At 68.4% G+C, this 19,302-nt stretch carries 17 protein-coding genes; 11 read left to right on the top strand and 6 right to left on the bottom strand.

From position 1 onward, the window contains the following. Positions 1 to 142: 142 nt before the first annotated feature. Positions 143 to 1,153 (top strand): ETX/MTX2 family pore-forming toxin, encoded by a 1,011-nt coding sequence (locus tag BG418_RS03295; protein WP_223184235.1) that lies wholly within the window; start codon positions 143 to 145, stop codon positions 1,151 to 1,153. A gap of 101 nt (positions 1,154 to 1,254) precedes the next feature. Here BG418_RS03295 and BG418_RS03300 read toward each other — a convergent pair whose 3' ends face one another. Continuing rightward, positions 1,255 to 2,037: an alpha/beta hydrolase gene (locus BG418_RS03300; RefSeq protein ID WP_188272100.1), complete on the bottom strand. Its 783-nt coding sequence runs from the start codon at positions 2,035 to 2,037 to the stop codon at positions 1,255 to 1,257. A gap of 184 nt (positions 2,038 to 2,221) precedes the next feature. Further along, complete coding sequence (locus BG418_RS03305) at positions 2,222 to 2,725, bottom strand: DinB family protein (protein ID WP_188272101.1); 504 nt, start codon at positions 2,723 to 2,725, stop codon at positions 2,222 to 2,224. Positions 2,726 to 3,097: 372 nt separating this feature from the next. Between BG418_RS03305 and BG418_RS03310 the strand changes: the two genes are divergently transcribed. Continuing rightward, the gene (locus BG418_RS03310) at positions 3,098 to 3,619 is read left to right on the top strand and encodes a hypothetical protein (protein ID WP_188272102.1); all 522 of its coding nucleotides are present in this window, start codon (positions 3,098 to 3,100) and stop codon (positions 3,617 to 3,619) included. A gap of 49 nt (positions 3,620 to 3,668) precedes the next feature. Here BG418_RS03310 and BG418_RS03315 read toward each other — a convergent pair whose 3' ends face one another. After that, a complete protein-coding gene (locus BG418_RS03315; protein WP_188272103.1) occupies positions 3,669 to 4,733 on the bottom strand; it encodes a helix-turn-helix transcriptional regulator in 1,065 nt (354 codons plus the stop codon). A 459-nt stretch (positions 4,734 to 5,192) separates the two neighbouring features. On the opposite strand from BG418_RS03315, the gene BG418_RS03320 reads away from it, so the two are divergent. The 6 genes from BG418_RS03320 (at position 5,193) to BG418_RS03345 (ending at position 10,651) form a co-directional block, all read left to right on the top strand. After that, entirely contained in the window at positions 5,193 to 5,717 is a 525-nt protein-coding gene (locus tag BG418_RS03320) for a MepB family protein (RefSeq protein WP_188272104.1), read from the top strand. Positions 5,718 to 5,781: 64 nt separating this feature from the next. Further along, positions 5,782 to 6,429 carry an HAD-IA family hydrolase gene (locus BG418_RS03325; protein ID WP_188272105.1) on the top strand — a complete coding sequence of 216 codons (648 nt, stop codon included), beginning with the start codon at positions 5,782 to 5,784 and terminating at the stop codon, positions 6,427 to 6,429. Positions 6,430 to 6,762: 333 nt separating this feature from the next. Then, complete coding sequence (locus BG418_RS03330) at positions 6,763 to 7,482, top strand: DUF5317 family protein (RefSeq protein ID WP_188272106.1); 720 nt, start codon at positions 6,763 to 6,765, stop codon at positions 7,480 to 7,482. 543 nt (positions 7,483 to 8,025) lie between these two features. Continuing rightward, complete coding sequence (locus tag BG418_RS03335; protein ID WP_188272107.1) at positions 8,026 to 8,670, top strand: dihydrofolate reductase family protein; 645 nt, start codon at positions 8,026 to 8,028, stop codon at positions 8,668 to 8,670. Positions 8,671 to 8,915: 245 nt separating this feature from the next. Beyond that, positions 8,916 to 9,983 (top strand): serine hydrolase, encoded by a 1,068-nt coding sequence (locus tag BG418_RS03340; RefSeq protein ID WP_223184323.1) that lies wholly within the window; start codon positions 8,916 to 8,918, stop codon positions 9,981 to 9,983. Positions 9,984 to 10,198: 215 nt separating this feature from the next. Further along, on the top strand, positions 10,199 to 10,651 hold the full coding sequence (locus BG418_RS03345) for a calmodulin-binding protein (RefSeq protein WP_188272109.1): 453 nt from the start codon (positions 10,199 to 10,201) through the stop codon (positions 10,649 to 10,651). Positions 10,652 to 10,743: 92 nt separating this feature from the next. Here the strand turns inward: BG418_RS03345 and BG418_RS03350 are convergent, their stop codons facing one another. Further along, positions 10,744 to 12,603: a tetratricopeptide repeat-containing protein gene (locus BG418_RS03350; protein ID WP_188272110.1), complete on the bottom strand. Its 1,860-nt coding sequence runs from the start codon at positions 12,601 to 12,603 to the stop codon at positions 10,744 to 10,746. 201 nt (positions 12,604 to 12,804) lie between these two features. Here BG418_RS03350 and BG418_RS03355 point away from each other — a divergent pair, with 201 nt between their 5' ends. Continuing rightward, entirely contained in the window at positions 12,805 to 13,014 is a 210-nt protein-coding gene (locus BG418_RS03355; RefSeq protein ID WP_188272111.1) for a hypothetical protein, read from the top strand. 74 nt (positions 13,015 to 13,088) lie between these two features. Then, positions 13,089 to 13,331, top strand: a complete 243-nt coding sequence (locus BG418_RS03360) for a DUF5302 domain-containing protein (protein ID WP_188272112.1) — start codon at positions 13,089 to 13,091, stop codon at positions 13,329 to 13,331. Positions 13,332 to 13,467: 136 nt separating this feature from the next. Here the strand turns inward: BG418_RS03360 and BG418_RS03365 are convergent, their stop codons facing one another. Then, positions 13,468 to 15,159, bottom strand: coding sequence for a DUF4157 domain-containing protein (locus tag BG418_RS03365; RefSeq protein ID WP_188272113.1), 1,692 nt, complete (start codon positions 15,157 to 15,159; stop codon positions 13,468 to 13,470). A gap of 165 nt (positions 15,160 to 15,324) precedes the next feature. Here BG418_RS03365 and BG418_RS03370 point away from each other — a divergent pair, with 165 nt between their 5' ends. Beyond that, positions 15,325 to 16,152, top strand: coding sequence for a class I SAM-dependent methyltransferase (locus BG418_RS03370; protein ID WP_188272114.1), 828 nt, complete (start codon positions 15,325 to 15,327; stop codon positions 16,150 to 16,152). A 28-nt stretch (positions 16,153 to 16,180) separates the two neighbouring features. On the opposite strand, the gene BG418_RS03375 is transcribed toward BG418_RS03370, so the two are convergent. After that, positions 16,181 to 19,186 carry a BTAD domain-containing putative transcriptional regulator gene (locus BG418_RS03375; RefSeq protein WP_188272115.1) on the bottom strand — a complete coding sequence of 1,002 codons (3,006 nt, stop codon included), beginning with the start codon at positions 19,184 to 19,186 and terminating at the stop codon, positions 16,181 to 16,183. Positions 19,187 to 19,302: the final 116 nt, after the last annotated feature.

Here is a 19,302-nt window from a genome sequence, read left to right on the forward strand (position 1 = left end):
CAGGGTTGATTTTCAGCCAAGGTTGGCCTGGCCGGCGCCGTCAAGGACTTAAGTCCCTAGGCCACCATGGTGATCGGGGATTGCATGGCGTACCAGGAATTCCGTCCCGTACGCCCATGCCGCCGAAAGGTCACGAATCCCCATGTCGCAAACCCCCACGCCCCGGATATCCGGGGTTTCCCGGCGGAACCTGTTGGCTTTGGCGCCTGCTGCGGGCGTAGCCGCCACGATTCCGCTCTCGCTCGCCGCCGCGACCCCCGCGCAGGCCGCACCTCCCAAGAAGGGAGCTGCCCGTTCCCTCCAGGAGATCACTGATGCCTGGGGCGGTTGGATGGCCCGCGAACGCCATCCCTCGTCCCGGGGCTGCCGTTTCACCGCCTCCACGGACTACGGAAAGCAGAGTTTCCTCGCCGACTATCACCGCCATCAGGTCCGCACGAAGTATTCCGGCATCACCTACGACCCGAGTGCGCCCTCTCCGATTCCCGGCCAGGTCAGTTCGATCACCACCAACTACCGTAACGGTACGGAAGTCGAGCAGACCGTCACGTACAAGCAGAGCAAGACGACGGAACAGGACCTGCGGATCTCGGTGACCGAATCGCTGAAGATCGGCGTGACGATGGAGGTATCGGCAGAGATCCCGGCGGTCGCGAAGGTGAGCGAGACGACGTCGATCGAAGCGAGCCTTTCCTCGACGCAGGAATTCACGCACAAGGAGACGCAGACCTGGAGCGTCGACCTGCCGTTGAAGGTTCCGGCGAAGTCGGTCGTCGAGGCGTCGTTGGTGGTGGGGACCCAGCGGTACGACATCGACTGGTCGGCCACGGTGTCGATGTCCGGGATGGTGGCCGTGTGGTTCAACGAAAAGGTCGACCTCAATGGTGGGTCGGATGTCCACTGGCTCTGGTTCGTCCCGATCCAGGACGTCTTCCGCGACTGCCGCACCCACAACATCGTCGACACGACGGGTTACGAGATCACAGCGGACGCGACCGTGAACGCGTTCGCGACCGGCACGTTCAGCGGCGGCCAGGGCGTCTCCCTGAACATCAACACGGTCCAAAAGCCCCTGGACAACCGCGCGGCCCCGCAGACGCTTACGGTGCCATTGACCCCGGACGGCAAGCGGTCGGTTGTGGCGGGCCGCTGAGGATGTGGTTGACGAGGCGCCGCTGCCGGTGGCGGCGGCGCCACACTCCTGTGACCGGGGCGTGTCCGTCCGCAATGAGCAGGTGCTGAACAACCCGCCACTCACTGGAGCCGTGCTTGCTCGACCACGGCAAGAACGGCCTTCGCGACGGCTTCCGGCTGGCTGCGGTGGATGTAGTGACCCGCATCATGCACCTCTATGTGCTGTCCCTGATCGGCCGCAGCGGCGATCTGGGCCTGCAACGCGGTCCACCGGGTGCGCATCCCGTTGGGCAAGCCCAGTGTTGCGCTCAGCACAGAGACCGGAACAGCAGGAAGGGGCGAGGACGCACGCATCTGTCGAGCGACGGGCATGTGCCGCTCGATCACCCGGTTTTCGGCCAGTGCGGTGCGGATATGGTGGGCGTCTCCATGGCAGGCCATGTGCGCGTCGATGAGCAGATTCTGGGTCCGCGGGTCACTCGTCAGCGCCTGAGCCGCCTGGACGGCCTCCTTGCGCAGCATGGGTTCGGCGAGCCCGAGAGCCTTCCTGGCGCTGAGAAAGCGGAGGGACATTGTGTCCGCCACTCGGCCGATCCAGGGGCGAAACTCCTCGTGGGCAGGGTCCACCAGCACGAGCCCGGATATCAGCGCGGGAGCTGTCCACGCCACTTGCTGGGCCAGCAAGCCGCCCCAGCTGTTGCCGACCAGCACAGAAGGTTCCTGTGTCACATCCGACAGCAATGCGGTCAGATCCTGCACGGAGGACTCGACGGTGAGGTCTTTGACCGGGTCGCTCAGACCGAGGCCGGCTCGGTCGTACACGATGACCCGTGTGTGCAGGGCCAGGGTCGGCAGAATCGGCGCCCATGTCAGCCCCGGAGTGCCGCTGGCCGCCTCCAACACCACCGTTGGTCTGCCCGCCCCCGCCGCGACCCATCGTAAGACACGTCCTCCCCGGTCCAACTCACCACACGTAGCCCCGCCCGGTAACAGCCCTGCTAACGCCCGCACCACAACATCACTCATGGCTCCCCCTACTCAGCCGACCTCACCGACCCGATCCGATTCGGCGACGTCCCGCTGGAGCCTATTCGTCGACCACTCCGTCGACCGCTTCGCGCAGCAGGTCGGCGTGTCCGTTGTGGCGGGCGTACTCCTCGATCATGTGCGTCAGGACGTAGCGCAGTGAGATGGTCTCTCCTCGGAACTCCACGGTGTCATCGAGGGATTCGAAGGTGTCCGTGATGGCGCGGGAGCCCGCACACGCCTCCTGCCAGAACGCGAACGCCTCGTCGACGTCGGCGTCCTCCACCAGGAATTCACCGTAGACACCGTCGACGGCGGGCCAGAGGGCCTTGCCCTGCTCCGCGCTGAGCACCATACGGAACCAACTGCGCTCGACCTCGGCCGCGTGCCGGACGAGGCCGAGGAGTGACAGGCCCGAAGTGGCTATCGGTTTCCGCTTCAGCTGCTCACCGTTCAACCCCTGGCACTTCATCGCCAAAGTGGTGCGTTGGTAGTCGAGGAACGAGGTCAGCGACGCACGCTCGCCGCCCATCTTGGAAGGGTGTATGCGCTGGTCATTACTCATCGGGCGATCATGTCAGAGGGCCGGCTGACCGAGCCGCCTCGAAGGCCGGGGTTGGATGGCCGGAGCGACCGGCCCGGAGGTGATGACGGCGGGTAAGGCGGCCGATGCCGGGGCTGTCCGTGTAGCGCGCCTCCGCCGGAGGGAACCGGACCCGGCCCACCGGCGGTGCGCCAGTTCCGAGCTTCGCTCGTCTGCCACCTACAGCGGGCCCACCGACCGCCGACGCCTCCACGTACTGGTCCTGCTCCCCGTACCTTCAACCGCTCGCGGCACGGAAACACCCACGAGAGTGAACCTGCCACACGATTCCGCAATAGCGTCCCAACCATGCGCATGTAGCGGTGAGATGGACCCCTCACTCAAGGGGGACCCGTGACTGGTAACCGTATTGCCGCCTCCGCACTCGCGGCCGGTCTGCTGCTCGCCGGATGCAGCAGCACAACGCCGCCCACCGTTGACGGACGCCCCGGCAGCGCAGGAGTCGGCAGCTCCACCGGCCGGGCCGCAGACGCCTCCAGCGCGTTCGCCGTCATCGCCGCAGCCGTCCCCACGGCCAAGGTCGGCAGCGTCATCACCGCCGCGACCGACGCGAACCACCTCCTGGGCCGACCCGGCCAGTACACGTCGAAAGTCACCTTCACCGACCGCCGCGTCCTCGCCGCGGACGCTCAAGGCTTCAAGCCCGGCGACGTCGAACTCGGCGGCGCCATGGAGGTGTTCGCAGCACACGGCGATGCGGAAACCCGAGCCGCATACATCCAGGCCGTCACGAAAAGCATCCCGGTCCTCGCCGAATACGACTACGTCCACGGCACCACCGTCGTCCGCGTCAGCCACTTCCTGACCCCCGCCCAGGCCAAGGAATACGACGCCGCAGCCGTGAACCTCGGGTAGCCGGGGCCAGAAATGATCTCGGGGGCCGTCGGCGCCGGGCTGCTTGATGTCAATTCTCAGTGCGTGCGGTGATCCCGGCCGGTTCGGGGTTCGTGGTGAGGAGGTCGTGGCCGAGGCGGGTGAGGGTGTGGTGGACCTCGCGGCCGTGGCGTTCGGTGGTGATGGTTCCGGCCGTCCGCAGCGCATTGGTGTGCGCGGAGACCGAGGGCGCAGTGATGCTCAGCCGGTCGGCGAGTTCCTTGGTGGTGCACGGGCCCCGGCCGATCGCGCGCAGGGCCCGGGCCCGCGCGGGGCCGATCAGTGTGGCGAGCCCGTCCGGTCCCGGCGCGGTCCGATCGAGCCCGGGCCACGGGCCCACCGGGTGGAACAGCACCGGTTGACGCCCCTGCGGGAGGAAGAAACCTATCCCGCCTTCGAGGAAGATCGAGGGGCGGAGTTCCAGGCCGTAACCGCCCAGCGTGAAGGTGTTCTCGCCGTGCCAGGGAGCCTCGGAGTATCGCAGGAGGCCTGCCTCGTTCCAGCTGAGCCGGGGGTGCACGCTTTCCAGGAGTTCACCGACACCCCGCTGGGCGCAGGTGTGCATCCGACGGGAGATGTCGGCCCGTAACTGCCGTTGGATGTCCGGCCAGTCGGGAGCCAGACACCGGGTGTACAACGCCCGGGCCGCATGGGTCAGGCGTCGTAGCCCGTCGCTTCCCGCGTCGTACAACTCCCTGACGATTCGGGGTGGTTCGGCTCCTCTGTTGCCGGTACGACCGTCGGTGTCCTCTGGGTCGTAGAGGTGGCCATAGGCGGCGGACAGGTCCGCGCGGACCTGTCCGTCCGGCACGCTGCGGATGGCGTCGAGTTCGTCGCCGATACGCCGGTGTTCGACATCGATCTGCGCGCTCAGGAAGTCCGGCAGGCCGGTGGGGCTCACGGCGCAGAGCTCCATCAACGGCCCGGCCGCCTGCGGCACGTGTGCGCGCACGCGCCGCCACCAACGGTCGCGCGTCGTCGAACCGGCGTAGTGCGGGCATTCCTGCGGGACCATTCCGCAGATCACATGGTCCAGCGGCGAGGTGGCGAACCGTGTGCGGGCCAAGTCCTCGACGGTGAAGGCCAGTTCCAGCACGGAGTCTCCCTCGGTCGGCGTGGTGATCGTCGCGATGGCCCGAGGGCAGCATGCCACCCTCCGTCGTGTTTCGCGGGTGTTCGCCGCTATTAGGCCCACGGCCTCATAGCTGGCAGCCGGTGAGGTGGGACTGCGACGGTTGCACCAGGTCACCGGGCCACCGGGCGGATCGGAGCTCCACCTTCAAGGCCATCTGAAGACCACCTCATGTCCGACAGGCTCACGAACCCGCAGCCATTCGCCCCGCTCGGGGGAGGGGGCGAATGGAGCGGGCTCGTCGAGCACAGCCGTCGGACGACCAGCCAGCCACTGCCCGACAAGGGAGAGCACATGTGAAGATCAGCAGCATCGAGGACCGGAACTCGATCACGTCCTCCGTCGACATCAACATCTGGTCCTAGCCCTGCGCGACCGCGGTCACCCGGGAGTGCGTGGCGGGCGTGATGGCAGGATGTGCGTATGGTGACGAATCAGCCCTGGGCGGGGCTTCCCGGTGATCTGCTGGCGGCGAAGGCGCTGGTGTACGACCCGAGTGGGTTTGTCTGCTCGCAGCCGGTGCCCGAGCCCGAGAGCGCGGAGTACGCGGCTTACGGGTTCACGCTCGACGGGTTGTCGGTCAGGTTCCGCGTGGGCAAGACCACCCCGACGAAGGTCGGCCAGTTCGTCACCGTGTGGCAGCGGTCCGCAGAAGGTCCGATCCGGCCCTTCGATGCCGCTGACGGGGTTGATCTCTTCGTCATCAGCAGCCGCGACGGCGGTCACTTCGGGCAGTTCGTGTTCCCGCGTGAGGTGTTGTGCGAGCGCGGCGTCGTGTCGCGTAACGGCTCCGGCGGGAAGCGTGGCTTCCGCGTGTATCCGCCGTGGGTGACCACGACCAACCGTCAGGCAGGCAGTACGCAGGCGTGGCAGGTGAACTACTTCCTGCCTCTCGACGAGGACGCTCCTGTTGATGCGGTGCACGCCCGCGCCCTCTACCACCCCTAGACCTACCGCGGGCTTCCGCAGGTGCGGCGCTGTCGCGGAAGCGCGGGGCGATAGGCTCCCCACCATGCACTTCTCGGCCGACGCCATCCTTTTCGACAGCGACGAAACACTCGTATCAACCATGCGCTCTGTCGTGCGCGCCTGGACGCGGTGGGCCGAGTCGTACGGGATGACTCTCGCCGACGTCACCCGCGTCGAGGTGCACGGCCGCCCGGCCGCCGCGATCGTCGCCGACCTCCTGCCCGCGCATCTGGTGGCCGAAGCGGTCGCGCGACTGGAGGACGCGGAGGTCGCCGACGCGGTCGGGGGTGGCGTCGTACCGGTTCCCGGTGCCGCCGAGCTCCTGGCGGAGCTGCCCGTGGATCGCTGGGCCGTGGTGACGTCCGGGACCCGGCGGGTGGCCGAGGCCCGTCTCGCCCAGGCCGGGATCCACCCCAAGTTCCTCATCACCATCGACGACATCACCCACCACAAGCCGCACCCCGAGCCGTTCCTCCTCGCCGCCCAGCAACTCGGCGTCGACCCGGCCCGCTGCGTCGTCGTCGAGGACGCACCCGCCGGACTGACCGCGGGGCGGGCGGCGGGTATGAAGACCATCGCTCTGACCACGACGCACAGTGCGGCCGACCTCGACGCCGACGCGATCGTGGCCGACCTCACCGCCGTGTCGGTTCAGGCCGCGGGCACCGGGCTCACGATCACGATCGAGTGACGCGAAAGCAGGGGCTCAGCGCCGCTGGACCATGGATCGGTGTCCAAAATCGTCCCGGCCCGTCCAAACTCGTCCCAACCCTCGCGCATGCATTGCCAGACATTCGGTGGCGGTCCTAAAGTCGCCACGCCGGGTGGTTTCCGCCCAGGCGCTTGGCAAGGCGAGCGGCGCACCGGCGCGGGGCCGGGCGCGGGGAGGAGCACCTGATGAGCCTGAAACGGCCTGTCGCGCGCGGCACAGCCGCACTCGTGCATCCCCACGTGGCACCCGCCATCACCGCATGACCCACCTCGTGCTCCGCATGAGACACACACGTACGCGGCGGGCACCGCGATGAGCGGCCAGGCCGTGCTGCTCTTCGGGTTCCCGGCGATCGTCGGTGTGGCGGCAGGGTATGCGAGCGGCGGCCGACTGGGCGGACTGGTCGCCACCCGGCTGCGGGCACTATGGCTGGTGTGGCTCGCCGGCGCGGCCCAGGTGGCCGAGTACGCCACCGACCGCCTCGACGGTCGGCCGGGCCAGGTACTCCGCAGCGTGCTGCTGGGCGCGACCTTCGCGATGGCGTTGGGGTGGCTGCTCGTGAACCTGCGGGGGCGGAGCCGCGTACTGAAGACCGCCGCGTCGACCGCCCTGGTGGGCGGGCTGCTGAACGGCGTGGCGATCGCGCTCAACGGGCGGATGCCCTACTCGCCCTCGGCGGCCGCCACCGCGGGCATCCCACCGGGGTCGAAGACGGCCAAGAACATCGCCGCCGCACACGACAGCCGGCTGTCCTTCCTCGGCGACATCATCCCCGTACCCCCACTGCATGCGGTCATCAGCGTCGGCGACATCCTCATCACCCTGGGAGCCGCCGCCGTCATCGCCGCAGCCATGCACCAACCCGTACCGCGGCACACCCCGGAGGGGAGACATGACTCAAACCATCAACGTACGGCGCCTGATGACGGCACTGTTCACCCTGGCGACCATCGCCCTGCTCCTGTACACCATCGGAGCTCCTGGCGAGATGACCGGCGGCTGACGCCTCACCGTAGAAGGAGATTGACGTGACCCGAACAATCAGTGCGCAGCGCCTGATAGCGGCGCTGTTCACCGTGGCTACCTTCGGCCTGCTCCTGTACGCCATCGGAGCCCCCGATTGGTCCGGCGGCTGATCACCACACCAGAAGGGGAAGTCCGACCATGACTCAAACCACCACTGCGCGGCGCTTGATGACCGCGCTGTTCACCGTGGCCACCTTCGGCCTGCTGCTCTACACCATCGGAGCGCCCGGCGATTGGACCGGTGGCTGATACCTCACCGTAGGAGGAGTCCGACGTGATCCGAACAATCGGTGTGCAGCGCCTCATGACGGTGCTGTTCGCCCTGGCTACCTTCGCCCTGCTCCTGTACACCATCGGAGCTCCTGAATTCGGCGGCGGCTGACATCGCACCGTAGGAACCTCGCCACAACACCGGACCCAAACCCGTCCCACCACCCCGGCCAGGACACCGGGTAGCCCCGGCTCCTGGCCGGTCGCGGTTGCGGCGATGAGTTTTCTCCGGCCCGGCAGTCTCACTGTTGTGTTGTCGACAACAACAGGAGGAACGACGTGGGTCAGCTGCTGAGGGTGCAGAACTTCACTGTGTCGTCGGACGGGTTCGGTGCCGGTGAGAACCAGAGTCTGGAGAGGCCGTTCGGTGATGCCGATCCCGGGGAGATGTTCACCTGGGCCGGTGCCACGGCGAGCTGGCCGATGCGGACCGATCCCGGGGGAAGCCGGGGCCTCGACGACTACTTCACTCGGGACTTCCCGCGCAACATCGGCGCCGAGATCATGGGCCGTAACAAGTTCGGACCCCAGCGCGGGCCGTGGCAGGACCATGACTGGCGCGGCTGGTGGGGTGCCGAACCGCCCTTCCACACCCCGGTGTTCGTCATGACGCACCACAAGCGTCCTTCGTTCACGCTCTCCGACACCACCTTCCACTTCGTCGACGGCGATCCGGCCACCGTCCTCGCACAGGCGCGGGAGGCCGCGCAGGGCAAGGACGTCCGGCTGGGCGGCGGTGCCACCACTATCCGGGAGTTCCTCGACGCCGACCTCGTCGACACCCTGCATGTGGTGGTCTCGCAGGTGCGGATCGGATCCGGGGCACGACTCTGGAAGTCACCCGATGAACTGCTCGACCGGTTCCACCTGGAGGTCGTGCCCAGCCCGAGTGGTGTGACGCATCACCTGTTCTGGCGAAGGTAGGGCTGAGCCGCGTCCCCACCCCGCACCGGGGGGTAGCCCTACCTGGAGCGGGGTGGGTGGCAGGATCGCTCCGGCCGGTCGCATCCGGACATGCTTGGGACCAGCAGTTTCCGCTGCTTTCCCCAGGTATGCCTAGGAGTTGGCCCGTGAGTGAGCAGGTTTGGCAGAGGTTTCGTTCGTCCGGGCGAGGGCGGAGTGGTCGGCGCGGAGTCGTACCGGCTGCGGCCGCGGTGGCCGTCGGCGTCATGACGATGGGTGTGCTGGCGCCGCCCGCCGCGTTCGCCGCCCCGAGGCCGGACACGGTCCAGCAGGGTCTGAACGCGCTGGTGCACACCGACGGCCTGCCCGCCGCACTGGCGAGCGTCCAGGACCGTCAGGGTCACACCCGTACGTACACCGCAGGGGTGGGCGACCTGGCCACCGGTGCGAAGGTGCCCAGGGACGGGCAGGTGCGGATCGGCAGCAACACCAAGGCGTTCACCGCGGTGGTCGTGCTGCAACTGGTCGGTGAAGGGAAGATCGACCTCGATGCCACGGTCGACAGGTATCTGCCTGGTCTCGTACGTGGGGAGGGTATCGACGGAGGGCACATCAAGGTCCGTCAGTTGCTCCAGCAGACCAGCGGACTTCCCAACTACACCCCCTATCTCAGCGACGACGTCCGGTACTACGAGCCCCGCGACCTCCTCGACCTCGCCCTCCAACACAAGTCCCACTTCGACCCCGGCGAGAAGTGGGAGTACAGCAACACCAACTACGTGCTGGCCGGCCTGATCATCGAGAAGGTCACCGGCCACCCCGTCGCGGAGGAGATCGACCGCCGGATCGTCCAGCGCATCGGGCTGCGCCACACCTACTTCCCCGCCCCCGGTGACGCGACCATCCGCGAGCCCCACCCCAAGGGCTACGACCGCGATGCGGCAGGCGCCCCGCTCGACGTCACGGAATTCGACCCCTCCTGGGCCTGGTCGGCAGGCCAGATGATCTCCACCAACTCCGACCTCAACCGGTTCTTCACCGAGCTCATGACCGGCGGCCTCCTCCCGCGGGCCCAGCTCGCCGAGATGCGCACCACCGTCCCGGCCGGAGAGCCCTTCGCCCCCGGCGCCCGCTACGGACTCGGGCTGGTCAGTACGCCACTGTCGTGCGGCGGCGTCTACTGGGGCCACGGCGGAAGCATGACGGGATACGAGACCCGGGGCGGCGTCACTGAACGCGGCCGCGCCGTCAACATCGCGGTGACCACCCAGCCGAGCGACAAGGCGGCCATGAAGCACGTGGAGCGTGTCGTGGACACGGCTCTGTGCCGCTGATCCACGCTTCCCTGGAGATCGCGGCCCGCCGCCGTTGCGATCGATCCCGGGACGCTTCCGGGAGTCTTTAGGGCAATCCTGGATGTCCCTTGGTGCACTATTGATAGTTACATGGGGCCCTATTGGGGATTAGCAGGCCATTTCATTAACTTCCGGATTACGTTCGCCGCAGACGGGTCGTGGACGCGACCCGCCCAACACTGGAGGTTTCAGTCATGCGACGGACCATCACCAAGGTCGGTAGTCTCGCGGCGGTTTCGCTGTTCGCGCTGGCGTTAGCCCAGCCCGCACAGGCGGCGCAGAACGGCGCCGGTTCCGCGACCGCGTCGGCGGCCTACTTCGAGTTCACCGACGGCCACGACAAGTTCGTCTTCAAGCTCACCGACCCCGCCCGTATCCAGCAGGCGCGCGACATCCTGAGCGGCGTGGACACGGAGAACCGCAGCGTCATGGGCACGGTCGTCAAGACGCCCGCCTCGTACAACCAGCCCTGGAAGTACCAACTCGCCCCCGACTCCGTGAAGTTTTTCTCCATGGCCATGGAGGTGTGCGACGCGAGCATCTCCTACGTCAACAATCACCTGAGCGAAGTGGGTGGCGCCCTGCTGCCCAAGTCGACGTGGTGTCCCTGGCAGTCGAAGCTGACGCGCGAGGTCACCGCGCCGTAAGGCGTCCCACCTCGGACCGCTGAACGTACTCGGTCGCACTCCGGCCGCCGGACCCCCGGCTGCCGGAGTTGCCGGGGCAGGCGGTCACTGGTTCAGCCGAGTGACGGCAGGGACCGTTGGCACTCCTCGATGGCCCCCTGCACCGCGTCGGCCGCCTCGGGGGCGAGCAGGCCGCTGATGGACAGCATGTCCTGAAGGGGCTCGATCACCGAGGTCAGCACCGCTTGACGCTCCTCGGGCGGGATGAGGGCGACCGCCTTGCGCAGCTCGGTCAGGCCCTCCGCGCCCCGACCGGTCAGCAGCATGGTGTCGGCGAGGTCGAACAGCGTCCACGCGTCGGCCCATCCCGTACTACGGGCTTCGAAGAGGGCCAGCAGTTCCAGGTTGCGGAACTGCTGGATGACGGGGGTGGTGTCCGTGCCGCGGAGTCCGGCGAGCAGCAGGTTGATCCGGGCCACGTTCATCAGTGGGTACGGTTTGTTGCCGCTGAGCAGGCCGGCCCGCTGATAGCAACTCAGCGACCGCTCCAGCTGGATGACGTCGAAGGAGCCCGGGGGCCGACCGTGGCGGGCGAGCCTGCGGTGGAGTCCGCCGAGGGTGGCCCAGGTCTCGGAGTCCTGGTCGTCGAGGGCGACGGCACGGTCGAACGCCTCGATCGCGGCCTCGTCCGAGGCTCCCATCTTGCTGAGCGTCAGGCCCAGTTCACGCCAGGCCGGAGCGAAACCGTCCTTCAACCGGACCGAAGTACGCAGCAGTTGCTCGGCCTCCGCGTACCGGCCTTCCTTGCGCAGGACCACGCCCAGTTCGAAGTGGGCCTGCGCACTGGCCGGGTTACGGGTCACGGCCTCCCGGAGCAGAGCGATGCGGCCCGTCTGCGAGGTCTCGACGAGGGCCGCGTTGATCAGGTCCTCGGCCTGCTGTTCGCGCAGCCTGCGCATCTCCTCTTGGAGGAAGTCGTACTCCTGCCGGGAGATGAGCATGAAGGCGGACCCGTCACGGACCGGGCTGTCCACGCGCCAGGGGCTCTGCAGTCCCGTGACGGCCGCCTCGGTGATCTGCCGGATCGAGTGCTCCAGCTCGTCGGGCATCGGTCCGTACGGGATGACCCGGCTGGACGAGGCGTTGTACCGCACCTCTGTGACGTTCTGGCAGATCGGGATGGTGACACCGTCTCGCAGCGCCCAGCGCACGCCGAGCTCCAGGTAGACGTTCGGGTTCGCGCTGCTGAGGTCCGCGATGTAGACATCGGCGTCGAAGGCCTCGGAGAACATGGACCGGTGGATGGCGCCGGTCGCGGTCTTCTCCTTCTCGATGACGAGTTCGGTGTGGCAACCCATCTTCTGCGCGATGCGCTCGGCGACGGGTTCGAGCAGATTCCGCCTGATCTCCGGGATGCTGCTCCAGATCGCCTGTTCGCCCATGGTGGAGCCCGGCATGGCGACGAAGATCCGCACGATCCGGCGCCCGTCGGGTCCGGTCGCGGGGAACGGCTCCTCCAACGTCCCGATGTCGTACGGCTCTTCCTCGCCCGGGGCTTCGTCGCGCGGTGTGTCCGGGAATACGTCCACGTCCGGGGACGCATGCTCGCCGGTCGTGAGCTGGGCGCGGCGTCCGTCGCTCTTGAGGAGCTGGAGTTCGCGCCAGCGCACGCGCCAGGGGTCGAGGCGCGGATCGCTCAACGACACGGGCTGTCGACGGGGGTCGTCGTGGGCGCAGAGGGTTTGGACCAGGGCGATGAGGAAGTCGCGGCCGGGCAGCCGCTTGCCGTTCAGTACCTCGCTGACGGCGGAGACCGACAGTGGCCGGGCCACGGGGGCGTTCTTCTCGATCTCCCGCAGGGAGGGCTGCCCGTGGTCGATGCGCAGCGCCTCCAGATCCTTGGCGAACACGGCCAGGGCGCGCCTGAACTCATCGTCCGCCCGACGCCCGCCCCCGCCGTCTGTGATGGTCACATCCGCCCCCTGCCACGTGGTGTGTTTCCAGGCTAGGTGCCTTCCCGCCGCACGGCGACGGAGTTGCCCGAACACCGGGGGAGTGTCCGGCGTCGTCCGGTCAATTCCCGTCCGGTGCGGCCTTGTTCCACGGCGTACGACTTCTGCCGACAGCGTTCGTCCCATGAGGGGAAGCGGTTGGCGGCGGGGTGCACTGGGCGCATGGAGAACCTGAAGAGCAACGAGAACAGTGGCGACGCGGGTCCGGGTCGGCCCGTCCGGGAACGGATGGCCGACCTGGTCGGGCTCCTCTGTCTGCTGGGGGTGGCGACCCTCGTATACGTCGCCACTGGGCCGGAGGCCTTCGCGGCTGTGACGGCCGTGGGTGCGAGCCTTTTCGCCGGCTGGCGGGGGCGCGGCGAGCGGGAATGAGCGGATGCCGGCGCCCGGAGCGGTGTCCGTCATGACAAGCTGTACGTTCCACTGCCCGAACCCAGGAGGTCACCATGACCGCAGACCACGCACCGCAAGAAGGTTCGGAGCCGACCGAGGCCGAGGGCACCGCCCTGGCGCCGGACGAAGACGGCCAGTACGACCTGAAGCGCAAGTTTCGTGAGGCCCTGGCGCGCAAGCGCGGCGTGCAGGCGGACGCCGCCGCCCGCGGTGCGGACTCCGACGCGTCGAAGGTCCGAGGCGCGCACGGCCCGGCGTCGAGCCAGAAGTCGTTCCGACGCAAGAGCGGCGGCTGAGACCGAGAAGGTCGCCCACAGAACTGGGCGGGATACGGACCGGCACTCCATGCCGGTCCGTATCCCGCCCAGTCCGAGGCGTCGCTTTCCGAGCTGTTGCTTTACGTCGACCCGGTCGGCAGGCGGGCCGCACGCGTCACACTCTGGTGTCAATATCCATTGGCTGATCGATGTCCATCGAGTTGGTTGCCGCGGATGTCGTCGCGGCAGCCGGCTCGGCGTCCGAATCGGAATCCGTGTCGTTCGCCCAGTTCACCCGCCGCATGGCGTTTTGGTGATCCTTGCACTGAAGCTCCAGGGTCGCGAATGTACCCCCGGCCGTCGTGACCGCGTCGTCGATTTCCCTGGCCAGGGCGGCTGCCCCTTCGATGGAGTAGTTCTCCATGAGGACATTGGCGGATATGCTGGGCCAATAAGGGCCGGGCCTGGCTCCGGTTCCCCGGTAGAGACTGAAGTAACAGGCCACGCAGGGCCGTTTGGTGCCGGCGATCATGTCGGGCGTGACCTTCGGACCTGCCCCCATCAGATCCTTCAGTCCCATGCCCGCGAAGTCCGGGTCGTTCTGCTTGAGGGCTACGTCGATACGCCGTTCGGCATGGAGCCCTTCCTGCTTGCCGGGTACTCCCGCCGGGATCTCCGGCTTTCCGGTGAGCGTCGCGATGATTCCTTCGAATTCCTTGGGAATCTCACCTGCTTGGACGGCGGGATTGAGGAGCCTGTCGGTAGCCTTCTTGGTGTGCCGGGCTTCGCGCTTCGTCGGGTTGTCCGTCATTCCGGCTATGAGGGCCCGAACGAAGTCGCTGCCCGTCGGCTGTGACGTGGCGAGCGCGGACAGTGCGGTGTTCTGGGCGTTCCTGTTCGCGGAGATGTACAGCTTGCCGCCGTGGATCGCCGCCTGTACCTCTTCGGGCTTCATTTCTGCGGCTTTGAGATAGTTGAGCGTGATGGTCGATATCCAGCGCAGCGCCTGCCTGTTCTTCTCGCCCTCCTCGTACTTCCGGGGGCTGCGGACGTTCTGGCTGCTGCCGTAGAGAGCGTTGCTCTTGTTCGCGGTGAGCTTGAGGTCCCCGGGCGCGGCATCTGCGGCCGCCGGTGTGGCCTTGTGCAGGGTGAGGCTCTGATTCGCTCCCAGCGCACTCCAGCCGAGAGCCACCAGCGCGGCCCTCAGATGCGTGGAGATCTTCGTCATGGGGTCCTGCGCCGACCGTCTGGCGGCCGCTTCCGTGGTCGGTCCGTTCGCGACCGCGCCGCGGAGCACCGGCGGCTTGGGAATGGCCCGCTTTCTGGTCGTGGCCTTCCGCGTGGGCTTCTTGATCGTCACCCGTTGCACGGTCGGCGGCTGAGCTGTTGTGCGTGGCGCGGTAGCGGTGCCTTCGGCGACGCCGGAGGTGTAGGCGCGGGCGCCCACTTCGGCGGTGGAGGCCTTGGCCGCGCTGTCGTTGTGGACGCGCACGTCGGAGAAGTCCGCGCCGAGCCGGGCCTCCATGTCCGTACGGGTCGTATCGTCGAGCGGTCGGCCGCCGGAACGCAGGACGTCGTGGACAGCGGAGCGCTGCACCTGCGGCTGCCCGACCTGCTGGTGCCCGCATCCGGCGCCGTGCTGGTGCTGCTCCTGCGCCCAGGAGTGGCCGGCCGCCCGAAGCATCTGGACGGCTGCCGCGTTCCCCGCGGTGGCCTGCAAGGCGAGGATTCCCCCGAGCGGCGTCCTGTCCCCGGTCGCGGGCTTACGGGCCGAGGTCCGGCCCTTGTGGGTGCCGGTCGATGTGGCGTTGTCCTGGTCGTGCAAAGGAGGGCTTCTTTCCGCGCGGGAATCCAACTCCTCCTGCATACGCGGTACGTAACGTCGGGGCCAGGTACCCGAGGGCAGTGTGGGCCGGTCGTTAGGGCAGAACGACGTAGGCCGGTGACAGCGGATCGGGCCGTGCCTTGGTGCGTCCTCGCGGCGCGGTGAATTCGGTTGCTCGGGATTGGGAGCGTCCGCGAGGGTTTGGCCATGACGCATCCTGCGCAAGGACCCCGGACCGCGCCTGCGCTGGCCGAGGAGATCCTCGCCTACTACCAGCAGGGCAAGGAGGACGGGCGGCTGCGCGCGGGCAGACGCCGTCTTGAGCTGCTGCGGACCCAGGACGTGCTGCGCAGGCTGCTGCCGTCGGCGCCCGCGAAGATCCTGGATGTGGGCGGCGGCAGCGGCGTCCACGCCGAGTGGCTGGCACGGGACGGTCACGTCGTGGACCTGGTCGACCCGGTACCGCTGCACATCGAGCAGGCCGGACGGCTGCCAGGCGTGCGCGCCCGGCTCGGCGACGCGCGCGCATTGCCCTTCGCGGACGACTCCTTCGACGTGGTGCTGCTGCTCGGGCCGCTTTACCACCTCGCGGAGGCGGACGATCGTACGCACGCGCTGGCCGAGGCGTACCGCGTTCTCCGCTCCGGAGGCTTGCTGGTCACCGCCACGATCAACCGATTCGCCGGGCTCCACGACGCACTCAACCGGGAGCGCTACTTCGACCCTTCCCGGCGTTCCCGGATCGAAGCCGCGGCCCGGGACGGGCGGTTGTGCAACGAGGGTGGGAACGCCCTCTTCACCACCGCGTACTTCCACCAGCCTCCCGAGATCGCACGTGACCTCGAACGCGCTGGGTTCACCCCGGTTGGCCAGTACGGGGTGGAGGGTGCTGCCTGGCTGATGGGCGAGGTTGGTACGTGGTTGGAGGACGCGGCTCGATGCGAACTGCTCCTGGGTGCTCTCAGGCTGACCGAGTCGGAGCCGTCGTTGCTCGGGGTCAGTGGTCACCTGCTGACGGCCGGTGGCAAGCCGTAGCTGCGACCGGCCGGTCTGCGGGCGGGGCTCAGCCTTCGTATGTGGCCAGCCGTTCCGGTATGGGGATGCCCAGGCGTACGTGGAGGGTGTGGGCAGCGCGTAGGCAGGTCGCCGCGCGTTCGGTGTTGCCCGCTGCGGACAGCGTGGTGCCGAGGTCTAGCAGAGCGACGGCCTGTAGTGGGTCGTTGCCGAGCCGTCGTGCGCCCGCGAGGCTGCGTTCCAGGTGCGCCGCTGCCTGTTCGTACCGGCCGAGTGTGTGCAGTGCCTCGCCCAGGCCGCGCTCGACGAGGAGTTCCATGTGCTCGGAGCCGATCTGTCGGCAGCCATGGAGGGCTTCGGTGTAGCTTGCCACCGCCTCGGCGGGGCGGCCGAGTCGGACCAGGGTGCGGGCCTGGCCCGCCTGTACGTATACGCGTACTGCCGTCCAGCCGAGGGGCGTCGCGCGGTTCAGGGCGTTGTCGAGGCAGTCGAGGGCTTCGGAGTGGCGGCCCAACTGGCGTAAGGGGTGCGCCGTGTTGTAGCGGGTCTCCAGCTCGCCCCAGAGGTTGCCGCGCCGGACGTGTACGGCGACGCCCTCACGGAGCAGGGCGAGAGCGGCCTCGTGACACTGGGGGCCGGTGGCTCTCGTTGTCTCCAACAGGCCGCTCACATTGAGGAGTTGACCGAGCATCGCTTCGTCGCCGGTGGTGCGGCTCAGCTCCAGTGCCCGGTTCACCTGTGCGCGTCCCTCGTCCCGGCGGCAGACCTGCCACAGTCCGCCGCCCAGTATGTATCGCGCGCGGATCTCGGCGGACGGTTCACCGCGTAGCGCGGCGGCGTCGGCGAGTGCGGTGGCGGGGCCGTTCAAGTGTGGCCACAGGAAGTCGATTTCGCCGAACGGGTCGAGGGCCAGGAGCAGGTCGGCCGCAGGTGTGATGCGTACGCCCGGTCTGCGCGCGGCCTGCCGTAATAACCCGAGCAGTGTGTCGAGCTCATCGCGCACCCACTCCTGCCCGGCCGCCGCGTGCTCGAAGCGGACGGGGGTCGCGCGCGTCGGTGTCATGGCCTCCGGTGTGGTGCAACCGGGGCGGGACAGACGGTAGGCGCCGCGCACTGTGGCCAGGCAGAAGTCGATGAGACGGTCGAGGGCGGCGTCGGCTTGCGACTCGTTCGTTGTTTCCGGTGTCCGTCTTCCCTGTGCGCCTGCCCCCGCCTCCTCGACCTGCGCCCGTGCGAACAGACGCAGCAGGTCGTGGTAGCGGTAGCGGCGCTCGCCCGACGACTCCAACAGGCCGACGTCCACAAGCTGTTCGAGCAGCGACTCGGTCTGCCGCTCATCCCTGCCGAGCAGGGCGGCAGCCATCGGCACCGAGAACACCGGGCCCTCGGCGAGCGAGGCGAGGCGGAACGCCCTCGCGAGCTCGGGCGACAGCTGGTCGTAGCTGAGCCGGAACGTCGCGTCGACGGCCAGGTCGCCGATCCTGATCTGGTCGAGCCTGTGCTGCTCCTCGGTCAGCCGGTCCACCAGCCAGGCGACCGTCCAGGCGGGGCGCTGGGCGAGGCGCGCGCCCACGATGCGTACGGCGAGCGGCAGTTGACCGCAGGCGGCGACCAGTTCGGCGGCGGCCTCCGGCTCGGCGGCGATACGTTCCCGGCCGACGATCCGGGACAGCAGCGCCATCGCCTCTTCGGTCGAGAAGACGTCCAGCTCGAAGGCCTGGGCCGACGGCAGCGCCAGTCTGACGCGGCTGGTCACCAGGGCGGCGCAGCCCGGAGTGCCGGGCAGCAGCGGGTTCACCTGCGCCGGGTGGGCCGCGTTGTCGAGGAGTACCAGGACACGGCGTCCCGTGAGTACGGAGCGGTAGAGCGCCGCCCGTTCGTCGAGACCGTCCGGTACGGATGGGACGCCGAGGGCGCGCAGGAACCGGCCCAGGACCTCCGCCGGTTCGACGGGGTCTGCCGACATACCGCCGAGGTCCACGTGGAGCTGGCCGTCCGGGTAGCGCTCGCGGACGCGATGGCCGGCGTGCAGGGCGAGCGCGGTCTTGCCGACGCCGCCGAGACCGGACATCGCGGAGACGACGATCTGCGGGGAATCGGCGTCGAGCGCGGCCAGCAGGTGCTCGACGGCGGCCGTACGACCGGTGAAGTCCGAGGGTGGAGCCGGGAGTTGGGCGGGCGTGGGGTGTTGGTAGTCCGCGCTTGAGGTGCCGGAAGTGGGACCCGGCGGCGCCTCCGTTTCCGGGAGCGGACTACTCGTCGCGGCCGGGGACGGCTCGGCGGCAAGGGACGGGTCGGCCCGCAGCACCCGCTCGTACAGATCGCTCAGCTCCGCGTCCGGCTCCACGCCGAGTTCGTCGGCGAGTATGGAGCGGCCGTCGGCGTACGAGGCGAGTGCTTCTGCCTGCCGCCCGCTGCGGTAGAGAGCGAGCATCAGCAGGGCCCGCAGCTTCTCGCGCAGTGGGTGCTCGGCGACGAGGAGAATCAGCTCCGGGACGCTCTCGGCGTGCGCGCCCAGCTCCAGGTCGAGTCGGATACGTAACTCTGTCGCGGTGAGCCGCTGCTCAATCAGCGCGCTGCGCAGGCTGTCGGCATGCGGTCCCGGTACACCGGTGAGCGGTTCGCCGCGCCATAAGGAGAGCGCTGAGCGCAGGAGTCGGCGGGCGTCCTCCGGGTCACCGCACTGGGTCGCCTGTCCGGCCTCGGTGATGTACCGGTCGAACTGGTCGATGTCACAGGCGTTTTCGCCGGTCAGCAGCCGGTAGCCGCCGGGTGCAGAGGCCAGGACGGTCGCAGGCGCGCGCCGTGGCCGACCGGGCTCCAGCTTGCGGCGCAGTTGGAAGATCTGGCTCTGCAGGATGGACAGCGTCCGCTGCGAAGAGGTGTGCCCCCACACACCGTTCACAAGGTCGTCGACCGTGACCGCCCGGCCTCGCCGTGCCAGCAGTATCGCCAGGATCGCCCGCTGCTGTGGTGTGAGCGGAATGGGTTCCCCCGCGCCGCGCACCACCTTGACCGGCCCGAGCAGCGCATAGCGAAGTTCGTCTCCCTGCATGGTCCCCCCGTGCTTTCGAGTGTTGCTCCCATGTGCCCCTGTGCTGCCTGAATTTTTCCGTACATTTTAGTGAGCACAGCGGTACGAGTGGGAGTGGTTGGCCGTCCTCGGCGGGT

This window comes from Streptomyces sp. CBMA152, from assembly GCF_014596475.1.
Lineage (GTDB): Bacteria > Actinomycetota > Actinomycetes > Streptomycetales > Streptomycetaceae > Streptomyces.